Raw genomic sequence first — 12,526 nt, forward strand, 5'->3', positions numbered from 1 at the left:
CATCAGCAAGCGATATGCTTGCCAGTGTCAAACAGTTATTTGACTAAGTCAACTATCACCCGAGATGGCGCAGCAGGCCGCCATCGACGCGCAAGGCGGCCCCGCTGGTCGCCGAGGCCTGTTCCGAGCAAACATAGACCACCATATTGGCGACCTCATCGACACTGGCGAGCCGCCTGATGATCGAAGTGGGGCGATGCAGCGCGATGAACTGCTTCTCCATCTCCGCCTGCGGTAGCCCCTGCTCCTTCGCCATCTTGCCGAAGAAATCGATCACGCCTTCCGACCGGGTCGGGCCGGGCAGAACCGAGTTCACGGTGATGCCGGTGCCGGCGAGCGACTCGGCAAGGCCGCGCGAAATCGCAAGCTGCGCAGTCTTGGTCATCCCGTAGTGGATCATCTCCACTGGAATGTTCAGTGCCGACTCGGAGGAGATGAAAACGATGCGACCCCAATTCTTCTTTTTCATGCCGGCGAGATAAGTGCGCGAGAGCCGCACGCCGCTCATCACATTGACCTCGAAGAAGCGCTGCCAGTCGTGGTCGGAAATTTCTTCAAAGGCTTTCGGTTCGAAGATACCAATGTTGTTCACCAGAATGTCGGTCTCCGGTACCTGCCTGACAAAATCGCTGACACCCTGTGCAGAGCCGAGGTCGGCGGCGACGCCTGTAAGCTGCGCGTCGGGGATCTGAGCGGCGAGACTTTCTTTGCGGCTTCCACCTTCTCCCTGGTGCGGCCGTTGATCACCACATGGGCACCGGACGCGGCAAGACCTTTGGCGATAGCAAAACCGATGCCAGCGGTGGAGCCGGTGACAACCGCGCGCTTGTTCTTCAAATCGATCAGCATGGCAACCTCGTCATTTGCAATGAACGAGTCAGTTGTGCAGAAGCACTCACTTTCCAAGAGGCCGTTCAACCAAAGTTGCTGATGCCCGAACGCAGCACTGCAATCCGCCGGCGACCGATCTTGCGGAGCAACGCGGCTTCCGCATCGCCGCTGTCGGCGACATGCCCGCCGAGCTGCTCGTAGATGATCTTCGCGACCAGCAAGCCGTGATCAGGTTTCGGCCCGCCGCTCCAGAGTTGACGCAGAAGCTGCAGGAATTGTCCGGAGACGGATTGCGTGCTGTCGACCGCCGGCCTGAAGGCAGCAGCCTTCGGCGCGCTTTCATCGCCGGCCGTCATCAGGAAGCGCTGGATGTCGGTAACCCACTCGGGATCGAGAATCGCGCCCGGACGCAGAAACAGCAGCCAGGGCCCGCGCGCATCACTCGCCGCCGCCTTGAGGCGGGCACCCGTCGGCCCGGACAAAATCATGAAGCGGCAGCCGGCGACATCGGCCACCTTCTGCGTTTCGTCCGTCGAACCGCCGTCGGCCAGAATCACCTCGCGGACGAGCCCCGCGGTCGCGCCCTGCACCAGACAGGCCAGCGTGCGCACCACCAGCCGTTCCGATTCGTGAGTGGGAATGATGACGCTCAGCATTCTTCGATCTGCAATGTTCTCTGGTGGGGTGCCCCATATCATGGGGTCCTTCTCTCGACAGCCCACCATATTCGGCCATCCAGCCTCCGCTGAGTATGTTCTTGTTTTGTTCACAAAGCGCGCCTAAATTGGGCTATGGCCAGATCATCCTCTGCAGCCCGAAGCCGCCCGCCGGTGGGATTGCCCTCCAGGCCGGCGGGCGGCTTTGACCGAAGCGGTCCCGACACGACGGGCCTCATGGACAGCGCGGTGGAGCGGGAGCGCCGGCGCGGGCGCGGCACGCTGTCCAACGCCTCCGGCCGCTACGAGCCGCTCGCGCGCATCGCCTTCGACGACGGCTGGCAGAGCCTTGAGGAATTGCCGCCGTTCAAGACCGAAGTGCAGGTCGATGCGACGCGCAAGATCATCACCCGCAACGAGTCGCCGGACATCTCCTTCGACCGTTCGATCAATCCCTATCGCGGCTGCGAGCATGGTTGCGTCTATTGCTTCGCGCGGCCGACCCACGCCTATCTCGGATTGTCGGCTGGACTCGACTTCGAATCAAAATTGTTCATGAAGCCGGACGCGCCAACCTTGCTGGAACGCGAACTGGCGGCGGCCTCCTACACGCCGCGCACCATCGCCATCGGCACCAATACCGACCCGTACCAGCCGATCGAGAAGAAACACGAGATTATGCGCCGCATCCTGGAAGTGCTGGAGCGCGCAGGACATCCGGTCGGCATCGTCACCAAATCGGCGCTGGTGACGCGCGACATCGACATCCTCTCGCGCATGGCGAAGCGCAATCTGGTCAAGGTCGCATTGTCGGTGACGACGCTCGATCCGAAGCTCGCACGCACCATGGAGCCGCGGGCATCGACGCCCGGCAAGCGGCTCGAAGCCTTGCGGCAATTGGCCGACGCCGGCATTCCGAGCACGGCGATGGTGGCGCCGATCATTCCGGCGATCAACGATGCCGACATCGAGCGCATTCTTGATGCGGCGGCGATGGCGGGCGTCGAAGGCGCGGGCTATGTGATCCTGCGGCTGCCGCTGGAAGTGCGCGACCTGTTCAAGGAATGGCTAATAGCGAATTACCCCGACCGCTATAGCCATGTGATGAAGCTCGTTCGCGACATGCGCGGCGGCAAGGATTACGATTCCAGCTGGGGGCAGCGCATGACCGGCGGCGGACCCTATGCCTGGATGATCGGGCGCAGGTTCGAGGCGCATTGCGCCAAGCTTGGTCTCAACACCGAACGCCGCAAACTCACCACCGAACATTTTCAGAAGCTGGCGAAGGGAACCGAGCAGTTGAGCTTGTTCTGATCCGCTATCCTGAGGCGCACGGCGAAGCCGCGGAGCCAATCGCATTAATGCATTCTTGAGCCATCGCCCTTCAAGGCTCCGCCGGCTTCCGCCGGGGTCGCCCTCGGGTGCCGGAGAAAGGATACACATGACAGCCTATCCCCGCCTCACCGCCATCACTCTCGGCGTGCACGATTTCGCGGCTAGCGTCCGCTTCTACGAAGCGCTCGGATTTATCCGCAAGATGCGGGCGACCGGCGACGAGATTGCATTCTTCGATGCGGGCGGCGTCGTGCTGGCGCTGTTTCGCTGGAAGGACCTCGCAGCAGACGCAAAGCTGGCCGCCGAGCCGGCGCCTGTAGCGTTTCGCGGGATGACGCTGGCCTGGAATCGGGCCAGCCGGGCCGAGGTGGATCAAGGCCTGGCAAATGCGTTGAAGGCGGGCGGAACCTTGTTGAAGCCGGCGCAGACGACAGACTACGGCGGCTATGGCGGCTATTTCGCTGATCTTGACGGCCATGCCTGGGAAATCGTGCATGTCCCGGGATTTTCATTGACTGAAGACGGCCGGCTGGTTCTGCCCGAATGAGCGTGAGTTTTTCCCCGCCTTTCACACCGGCGATTTCCTGCGTTGACTTGCGAGGCCGACTGCGCACCATCGCGGCATGACTCGCAAGCCTGCCGGTTCTGCACCCCGCCTGCCGCTGAAAGAGGACATTCTCCGGCCCAGCTTCCGGCGGGAACGCGCGGCAATGAAGCGCGGCATATGGCCAATCGCGGGCTGCGACGAGGCCGGGCGCGGGCCGCTGGCCGGTCCGGTTGTCGCCGCCGCAGTCATCCTCGATCCGCAGCGCATTCCGCGCGGGCTCAATGATTCCAAGAAGCTCACGCATGCGGAGCGCGAGAAGCTTTACGCGAAAATCTGCGCCACCGCAGAAGTCGCCGTCGCCTTCGGTTCCACCGAACGCATCGATCGCCAGAATATTCTGCAGGCGTCGCTCTGGGCGCTGGCGCGGGCTGTGGCGGCGCTGCCAGTGAAGCCGCAACTCGTTTTTGTCGACGGCCGCGACCGCATCGACGTTCCCTGCGAATGCCAGGCGGTGATTTCCGGCGACGCGTTGGTGCTCTCGATCGCCGCCGCCTCGATCGTCGCCAAGGTCACGCGCGACAGGCTGATGATGCGCGTCGGCGCCGAGCATCCAGGCTACGGTTTCGAGCGGCATATGGGTTATTCGGTGCCGGAACATTTCGCCGCGCTAGACAAACTCGGCCCAACCATCCATCACCGGCGCTCCTTTGCTCCGGTCGCGCTGGCGCATGCGAGACTGTCCGGCGATACCGTGGACATGTCCGGGCTGACCGATCCGGAAAGCTTGTTGCCTCTCTAGCCCTCGCCCGGCTATCTCTTCCGGCCGACCCCGCGAGCAGCCGCAGCGATGCATTTCGTCTCCCTGCCTATCGAAATCCTGCGGACCAAACCCAGACTCGTGTTCTGGCTGGCGGTGCTGACACAGGCCACGTTGTGGATTCTGGTCCCCTCGCTGTTCTATGCGACGCCGCCTGGCGAGCTTGCCGAGCTGTTATCGACGGCGCGCCATTTTGAGCGCCTGCTGCCGATTGTTCCGCCGCTTGCCTACTGGCTCGCCGAAATAGCTTTGCGCCTGGCCGGGTTTTTCGGCGTCTATGTCCTCTCGCAAATCTGCATCGTCGTTGCACTATGGGCCGTCTTCACGCTCGGGAGAGCCACGCTCGGCGAAAGGCATGCCGCACTTGGCACGCTGCTAATGACCGGCATCTATTTCATCACGGTGCCGACACCGGAATTTTCACCTGCAATCCTCGCAATGCCGCTCTGGGCGCTTGCGCTTCTGCATTTCTGGCGTGCCGTGGCCGAAGGCCGAGAGCTCTATTGGCTGGCACTCGCTGTCGACCTGGTCCTGCTGCTGCTCACGACCTACCTCGCGACGTTTCTCATCGGACTTCTCGTGCTGTTCGGGTTGTTGAATCCGCATAGCCGGTCGAAACTCGCGACGACCGGCGCGACGTGCGCGGCGCTTGTTGTGCTCTTCATGCTGATCCCGCACGCTATCTGGCTGAAAGCCGGTGGCAACCTGATCTTGCCGGCTCTGCCGAACCTGCGCAGCGCCGAACTGTTCGAGAAAAACGTTTATGCCTTGATGCGCATGCTTGCGCTCCTGTTGATCGGCCATGCCGGCCTCTCCGTCATTGCCATCGTCGCAGCCAGCGCCTTTCGCAAGTCGCGCTCCGAAGCGGCGCTCATCATCAGAACACCGCCGGCGGAACTCGCCTCGCCCTTCATCTATTACTTCGCGCTTGTCCCCCCGCTGCTTCTAGTCATCGTGGCGGTGATCGCGGGCCATAGCGGTCCCGTCAGTTTCGGTCCGGTCGTGCTTCTTTCCGGACTCGCGATTGTGCTTGCGGCCGGAGACATTGTCGCGATCTTCCGGCAGCGCACGACCGTCTTCACCTGGTTCGCGTTTCTCTTGGCCCCGCCTGCGATCGCCGTGATGACGGCAATGCTGCTGCCCTGGGCGGCGGTCGCCGACCCGCGCGTCGCAATGCCGTCGAAGGAGATGGGACGTTTCTTCACCGAAAATTTTGAGCGTCGCACCGGCCAGAAGCTCGCATTCGTCACCGGCGATCCTGCGCTCGCGGCCCTGATTGCGGTGGGCTCGCCAAGCCGACCCTTTGTGTTCGACGCCGGCGACGCAGGCCACCTGCGATTGATGACGCAAGACCAATTGTTCGACAAAGGCGCGATCGTGATATGGCGCGCAACCGACAGCGCAGGAACGCCGCCAAACGATATCCGCGCGCGCTTTCCTGGTCTTGTCCCGGAAGTGCCGCGCGTGTTCGAACGGCGCATCGAGGGACGCCTGCCGCAATTACGGCTCGGCTGGGCGATGATCCGCCCGAAGGCGCAGACGCTGCCGCAGGCGCAAATTCCCTCAGTGGCTCAGTGATAGGCTTCACCTTCGCGGACCTTGCCGCGGAACAGCCAGTAGATGAAAATGATGTAGCCTAGAATAATCGGCAGCAGGAAGATTGTGCCGATCAGCATAAAAATCTGGCTTGCAGGAGCGGCCGCTGTATCCCAAACGGTCAGCGAGGGCGGCACGAGATATGGATAACTGGAAATCACCAGCCCCAGATAACCGAGCAGGAACAACCCAATCACTGCTACGAACGGCAGCACTTCGCGCCGCTGATTGATGGCGATCCAAAGGCCCGCCGCTACCAAAGCGGTGACTGTCGGTACAGGCCACAAGAAATAGAAATTAGGCAAGCTGAACCACCGTTGCGCAATGCGATCGAAAGCCAGCGGGGTATACAGGCTGACGACAGCCATGAAGGCCAAGACTACAATAACAAGAAACTTCGCCTGTCCGCGCGACCGCTCGGCGACATCGCCTTCCGCCTTCATGATGAGCCAGGTCGCCCCGAGCAGGGCGTAACCGGCAACCAGCGCAACGCCGCAGAGGAGTGCAAAGGGTGTCAGCCATTCCAGCGGACCGCCGGCATATTGCCCATTCTCGACCCGAATGCCCTGAATCAATCCGCCAAGAATGACGCCCTGCGAAAAGGCTGCCAGGATCGAACCGATGGTGAATGCATAGTTCCACCAAGTCTTGCTGTGGGAGACCAGACGGAATTCGAAGGCGACGCCGCGGAAAACCAGCGCCAGCAGCATGATGATGACCGGCAAATAAAGTGCCGGCATGATGATCGAATATGCCAGCGGAAACGCGACGAGCAGACCGCCGCCACCAAGCACCAGCCATGTCTCGTTTCCATCCCAGAAGGGCGCGACGGAGCGCATCATCTGGTCGCGCTGCGCCTCGTTGCGAGCGAACGGGAACAGGATGCCGATGCCAAGATCGAATCCGTCAAGAATGACATACATAGCAACCGAGATACCGATCAGCGCCGCCCATATGACTGGCAAATACCATTCCATGACATCACCGCCCTCTCGAAATGGCCTGGCTTGCGGCGCCTTCGGCGGCCGTAAGCGGACGGCTCGGTAAGCCTTCAGAAACCTCGACCGCGCGGCCTTCCGGCCCCTTCGCGATCAGCCGGTTGATGTAATAAATGCCCATCCAGAACACGATGCCGTAGGCGAACACGAACAGAGCCAGCGTGCCAAGAATGCTGGCTCCGGGCACCGGCGAAGTGGCATCGGCGGTGCGCTGGATGCCGTAGACGAGCCAGGGCTGGCGCCCGCTTTCGGTCACGACCCAGCCGGCAATGACCGCAACAAAGCCGGTCCACCAGCTCATCGACAAAATCTGCAGGAACCAGCGCGTCTCGAACAATGTCTCGCGCCACCACAGAAAGGCGCCGAAGAGCGAGACCGCAATCATGAAGAAACCGATGTAAAGCATGATGCGGAAGGCGAAGAAGATATTCTTCACGGGCGGACGCTCGCTCGCGGGAACGCTGGTTAAACCGGGAAACAATCCGTTCGGGTCATGTGTCAGGATCAGCGAGGACCCGCGTGGAATTGATATCTCGAACAGATTGCGCTCGTTCTCCTCGTCCGGCCAGGCGAAGATGTGGAAATCGCCGGGCTTTGAGCCGTCCCAATGGCCTTCCATTGCCGCGATCTTGATCGGCTGATGCTTGAGCGTGTTCAGACCGTGCTGATCGCCGATGAAGAGCTGCAAGGGCGCGAGGATAACCAGGAGGCCGATCGCCATCTTCACCATCGTGCGCGCTTCGGGCATAAATTTTCCCGCCAGCAGGTAACGTGCGCCGACTGCCAGCACCACAAAGCCGGTGGTCAGATAGGCGGCATTGAGCATGTGCGCGAAGCGATACGGAAAGCTCGGATTGAAGACGATGGTGATCCAGTCCAGCGGATATGCGATGCCGTTACGCATTTCATGCCCGACCGGAGTCTGCATCCAGCTATTGGCGGAGAGAATCCAGAAAGCCGATGTTGCGGTCCCCACCGCCACGATTGCCGCAGACAATACGTATAGCCAGGGCGGCACACGGTTGAACCCGAACAGCAGGACGCCGAGGAAGGTCGCTTCGAGGAAGAAGGCGGTCAGCACCTCGTAGCCAATCAGCGGGCCGACGACGTTGCCCGCTACTACCGAGAAGCGGCTCCAGTTGGTCCCGAACTGATAGCTGAGCACGATTCCGGAGACCACGCCCATCGCAAACGATACCGCGAAAATCTTGGTCCAGAACCGCATCAGGCGCTGGTAGCGGTCCTCCTCCCGCCGCAGCCATAGCAGGCCCAGCGTCGCGATATAGGCGGACAGTCCGATCGTAAAACTTGGAAAAATGATGTGAAAAGTGACTGTAAACGCGAACTGGATGCGGGCAAGAAGGACTGGATCAAAATCCATTTGGTCACTCCCGAGGTTGAACCCTCCAGAGAACGATTCACAAATATAATAATCCTGCAGGCACTATGCCCATAACACCGGCGGCGTCTGCCTGTTCCGCGTCGCTGCAGGCTGCTCCATTGATCCAGTGGACAACTTCGCTACGACGGCGATCCTATTGAGCGGGTTGGCTATTCTGACTGCCACAGTGGCAGGGGGAGATTATGGCCAAGAATGCGCGGACTTCCAGGACGGGCGAAGGCCCGGAGGGTTTTGGGGCAATACTGGATAACTATTTCGGCCTGAAGCAAAACAATACCGATATCCGTACGGAAGCTGTGGCCGGCCTGACCACCTTTTTGACGATGGCCTACATCATCTTTGTCAACCCGAGCATTCTTGCGAAGGCGGGAATGGACCAGGGAGCGGTCTTCGTCGCCACATGCATCGCCGCCGCGGTGTGCAGCATCGTGATGGGCCTCTACGCGAACTACCCCATCGCGCTGGCGCCGGGCATGGGGCTGAACGCCTTCTTCGCCTTCACAGTCGTCCTGACCTACAAATATTCCTGGCAGCAGGCGCTCGCGGCCGTGTTCCTGTCGGGCGTGCTGTTCTTCATCCTGTCGGTGACAGGCTTGCGCGAATACATCATCAACCAGATCCCGAGAAACCTGAAATACGCGATCGGTGCGGGTGTTGGACTATTTCTTGGCATCATCGCGCTCGAAAATGCCGGCATCATCATTGATCATCCCGCGACGCTGGTAACGCTCGGCAATCTCAATGTGGGAAGTCCGGTCCTGACCTTGTCAGGCTTCACTCTGCGTGTTGGGGCTCCACTTCTCTGTCTGCTCGGCTTCATTCTGATCGTGGCGCTGCATGCCCGTAAAATTCACGGCGCGACACTGATCGGCATCCTGATTGTCGGCATCATCGGTATCCCGCTTGGGCTGTCGAAATTCACCGGCATCGTGTCGATGCCGCCGTCGATCCTGCCAACGCTGTTCAAGTGGGACTTCTCAAGGACTTTCGAACTGTCCTTCATTGTTGTCGTATTCAGTATCCTGATGATCGACGTGTTCGACAATGCCGGCACGCTCATTGCGGTGACCGAGAAGGCGGGATTCGTTGACAAGGACGGCAATGTGCCACGCATGAAACAGGCGCTGATCTCGGACAGCTTCGCGGCGATGTTCGGCGCCTCGATCGGCACCTCGACTACGACAAGCTATATCGAGAGCGCCGCCGGCGTTGAAGCGGGCGGCCGCACCGGCCTAACTGCGGTGTTCGTCGGCATCCTTTTTCTGTTCGCCCTGTTCTTCTCGCCGCTCGCGGGAATGATCCCGGCCTATGCCTCGGCCGCAGCGCTCCTGTTTGTCGCGTGCGTCATGGCGAGTCTCATGGCAAATCTGGAGTGGGACGACATCACAGAGGCAGCGCCTGCTGTGATTGCGGCCATCACCATGCCGCTCACTTACTCCATCGCCACCGGTATCGGGCTTGGCTTCATCACTTATGCCGTAATCAAGCTAATCGCCGGCCGTTACAAGGACGTGTCGATCGCCGTGGCGTCACTCGCGATCATCTTTGCGGTGAAGCTGATCCTTGTGCCGGGCGGGTGAATCTTGCGCTGACAGTATTGCCAAGACCGGCGTTGAACAGGTCAGCGCCGGTCTTCTGATTTTGACACGCTCAGTTCGTCAACGCCTTCCCGATCGCCAGAAAATCCCGCCAAGCCAGCCGCTTCTCCAGCGGCGATCGCAAAAGATAAGCGGGATGAAAACACGCCATCGCGCGGATCTCGCGGGCGCCGGTATTGTAGGTGAACCAGCGGCCGCGGGTCTTGCGGATGCCATCGGAAATGCCGAGCAGAGCCGCCGTTGACGGCTTGCCCAGACAGACCAGCACATTCGGATCGACGAGCTCGATATGGCGCTGGATAAACGGCAGGCAGATCGAGGTCTCGTGCAATGAAGGATCGCGGTTGCCCGGCGGGCGCCAAGGGATGATGTTGGTAATATAGGCGCTGCTGCGGTCGAGCCCGATCGCCGCCAGCATCTTGTCCAGCAACTGGCCGGACCGGCCGACAAAGGGCAGGCCCTGGATGTCTTCGTCATAGCCAGGGGCTTCACCGACGAACATCACCCGCGCCTGCGGATTGCCGTCAGCGAAGACCAAGCGCTTGGCGGTCTGGCGCAGCGCGCAGCCCTCGAAAGTTTCAAGAATGGCGCGCAGGCCCTCCAGCGACCCGGCCGATCTTGCTGCCGCCCGCGCCGCCATGATGGCTTCCTCGGGCGGCGGCGGAACCGATGCCGCAGGCGGCGCCGGGCTGCGCGATGGCAGCGAGGCGGATGCAGCCGCCTTCACCGCGCGCTGTTCGACCGGCGCCGGCGCCTGATCTTTGCCAAAGCAATTTGCCGGCGTGTCGGCCAGAGTCGCGTCCACGCCCGCCTCCACATAGAAGGCGAGCAGATCGCGGGCCACTTTGCTGTGATCGGGGGTCATGTCGGGCAAGTTAGCATATTACGCCGGCACAATCCCCTTGGCGGGCGATTGTGGCCTGTGCGTAAAAGTGGAAAATTGGAATCAATCTGAACGGAGTCCCCTGGAATGACTGACCTGCCCGCCCGTGAATCCATGGAATTCGACGTCGTGATCGTGGGCGCAGGGCCTGCCGGATTGTCCGCTGCGATCCGCCTCAAGCAGATCTCGTCCGATCTGTCGGTGGTGGTGGTGGAAAAAGGCTCCGAGGTCGGAGCCCATATTCTCTCCGGCGCGGTGATTGACCCGTCTGCGCTCGACCGGCTGCTGCCCGACTGGCGCAAAGAGGATGACCGGCCGCTGAAGACCGAGGTCACCGACGACCGCTTCCGCTGGCTGACCGAAGTCGGCGCAGCCCCTGTGCCGCTCTTTCTTGCGCCGCCGCTGATGAGCAACCATGGCTGCTTCATCGGTTCACTGGGCGACACCTGCAAATGGCTGGCGGCCAAAGCTGAAGCACTCGGCGTCGAAATCTATCCCGGCTTTGCGGCCGCGGAAATCCTCTACGGGGATGGTGGCGAAGTACAAGGCATCGCCACCGGCGACATGGGCATCGGCAAGAGCGGCGAGCCGAACGCGAATTTCACGCGCGGCATGGAGCTCCGCGCCAAGTACACGCTCTTCGCCGAAGGCGCGCGCGGCAGCCTGACCAAGCAATTGCTCAAGCGTTTCGACCTCGCGAAAGATCGCCAGCCGCCGAAATTCGGCATCGGGCTGAAGGAAATCTGGCAGATCGACCCCGCCAAGCACAAACCGGGTCTGGTGCAGCATTCATTCGGCTGGCCACTTGGCAACAGGACCGGCGGCGGATCGTTCCTCTATCACTACGGCGACAATCTGGTGTCGGTCGGGTTCGTCGTACACCTGAATTACGAGAATCCCTATCTGTCGCCCTTCGAGGAATTCCAGCGCTATAAGACACACCCTTCCGTGCGCGAAACCTTCGAAGGCGGGAAGCGCATCGCTTATGGCGCGCGCGCAATCACCGAAGGCGGCTATCAGTCGGTGCCGAAGCTGACATTTCCCGGCGGCGCGCTGATCGGCTGCGCGGCGGGATTCGTCAATGTGCCGCGCATCAAGGGAACGCACAACGCGATGGCGTCAGGGATGCTTGCTGCCGAGCATGTGACCGAGGCGCTGGCGGCCGGGCGCAGCAACGATGAACTCGCAAACTACGAGAATGCATGGCGCAGTTCGCCTATCGGCAAGGATTTGTGGAAGGTCCGCAACGTCAAGCCGCTCTGGTCAAAATTCGGCACTGTGCTTGGCATCGCGCTCGGCGGTCTCGACATGTGGACCAACGCTTTAGGATTTTCACTGTTCGGCACGCTCTCGCATAACAAGGCCGACCCGGAATGCCTGAAACCGGCCAAAGATTGCACGCGGATCACTTATCCAAAGCCGGACGGCAAGCTAACCTTCGACAGGCTGTCGTCGGTGTTCCTCTCAAACACGAATCATGAGGAAGACCAGCCGCCGCATCTCGTGGTAACCGACATGGCTCTGCAGAAGGCGTCGGAACATGACGTCTTTGGCGGTCCCTCGGCGCGCTATTGTCCGGCCGGCGTCTATGAATGGGTCGGTGAAGGCGCGGATTTGCGCTATGTGATCAATGCGCAAAACTGCGTCCACTGCAAAACCTGCGATATCAAGGACCCCAACCGAAACATCACCTGGGTGCCCCCGGAAGGCGCGGGCGGGCCGAATTATCCCAGCATGTAACAATTTGGCTGTCGGTCACGATCCCGCCTCATAAAACCCTAAGGGTTGAGGGCCGGATTTGCGCTTGTTGCGGCGCAAGCGCAAAAAGGCCATTCTCGACCGGAGGCCCGCGGGACATGCGAA

10 protein-coding genes and 1 pseudogene are annotated in these 12,526 nt (G+C 61.0%); 6 read left to right on the top strand and 5 right to left on the bottom strand.

Annotated features, from left to right (window positions below):
- Positions 1 to 55: 55 nt before the first annotated feature.
- Positions 56 to 849: pseudogene (locus RO009_05120) on the bottom strand (SDR family oxidoreductase).
- Positions 850 to 914: 65 nt separating this feature from the next.
- Positions 915 to 1,487, bottom strand: a complete 573-nt coding sequence (locus tag RO009_05125; GenBank protein MDT3684408.1) for a glycosyltransferase — start codon at positions 1,485 to 1,487, stop codon at positions 915 to 917.
- Between the two features lie 135 nt (positions 1,488 to 1,622).
- On the opposite strand from RO009_05125, the gene RO009_05130 reads away from it, so the two are divergent.
- The 4 genes from RO009_05130 (at position 1,623) to RO009_05145 (ending at position 5,764) form a co-directional block, all read left to right on the top strand.
- Positions 1,623 to 2,801, top strand: coding sequence for a PA0069 family radical SAM protein (locus tag RO009_05130; GenBank protein ID MDT3684409.1), 1,179 nt, complete (start codon positions 1,623 to 1,625; stop codon positions 2,799 to 2,801).
- 127 nt (positions 2,802 to 2,928) lie between these two features.
- Positions 2,929 to 3,369 (top strand): VOC family protein, encoded by a 441-nt coding sequence (locus tag RO009_05135; GenBank protein ID MDT3684410.1) that lies wholly within the window; start codon positions 2,929 to 2,931, stop codon positions 3,367 to 3,369.
- Between the two features lie 76 nt (positions 3,370 to 3,445).
- Positions 3,446 to 4,168 (top strand): ribonuclease HII, encoded by a 723-nt coding sequence (locus tag RO009_05140; protein MDT3684411.1) that lies wholly within the window; start codon positions 3,446 to 3,448, stop codon positions 4,166 to 4,168.
- 48 nt (positions 4,169 to 4,216) lie between these two features.
- Positions 4,217 to 5,764 carry a glycosyltransferase family 39 protein gene (locus tag RO009_05145; protein MDT3684412.1) on the top strand — a complete coding sequence of 516 codons (1,548 nt, stop codon included), beginning with the start codon at positions 4,217 to 4,219 and terminating at the stop codon, positions 5,762 to 5,764.
- Here RO009_05145 and cydB read toward each other — a convergent pair.
- The gene (gene cydB, locus RO009_05150; GenBank protein ID MDT3684413.1) at positions 5,758 to 6,759 is read right to left on the bottom strand and encodes a cytochrome d ubiquinol oxidase subunit II; all 1,002 of its coding nucleotides are present in this window, start codon (positions 6,757 to 6,759) and stop codon (positions 5,758 to 5,760) included. The two genes, RO009_05145 and cydB, sit on opposite strands and share 7 nt — an antisense overlap.
- 4 nt (positions 6,760 to 6,763) lie before the next feature.
- Complete coding sequence (locus RO009_05155) at positions 6,764 to 8,161, bottom strand: cytochrome ubiquinol oxidase subunit I (GenBank protein ID MDT3684414.1); 1,398 nt, start codon at positions 8,159 to 8,161, stop codon at positions 6,764 to 6,766.
- 203 nt (positions 8,162 to 8,364) lie between these two features.
- On the opposite strand from RO009_05155, the gene RO009_05160 reads away from it, so the two are divergent.
- A complete protein-coding gene (locus RO009_05160; GenBank protein MDT3684415.1) occupies positions 8,365 to 9,762 on the top strand; it encodes an NCS2 family permease in 1,398 nt (465 codons plus the stop codon).
- A 70-nt stretch (positions 9,763 to 9,832) separates the two neighbouring features.
- Here RO009_05160 and RO009_05165 read toward each other — a convergent pair whose 3' ends face one another.
- Positions 9,833 to 10,645, bottom strand: a complete 813-nt coding sequence (locus tag RO009_05165; GenBank protein MDT3684416.1) for a uracil-DNA glycosylase — start codon at positions 10,643 to 10,645, stop codon at positions 9,833 to 9,835.
- Between the two features lie 105 nt (positions 10,646 to 10,750).
- On the opposite strand from RO009_05165, the gene RO009_05170 reads away from it, so the two are divergent.
- Positions 10,751 to 12,403: an electron transfer flavoprotein-ubiquinone oxidoreductase gene (locus RO009_05170; protein ID MDT3684417.1), complete on the top strand. Its 1,653-nt coding sequence runs from the start codon at positions 10,751 to 10,753 to the stop codon at positions 12,401 to 12,403.
- Positions 12,404 to 12,526: the final 123 nt, after the last annotated feature.

The organism is Pseudorhodoplanes sp., assembly GCA_032027085.1.
GTDB lineage: Bacteria > Pseudomonadota > Alphaproteobacteria > Rhizobiales > Xanthobacteraceae > Pseudorhodoplanes.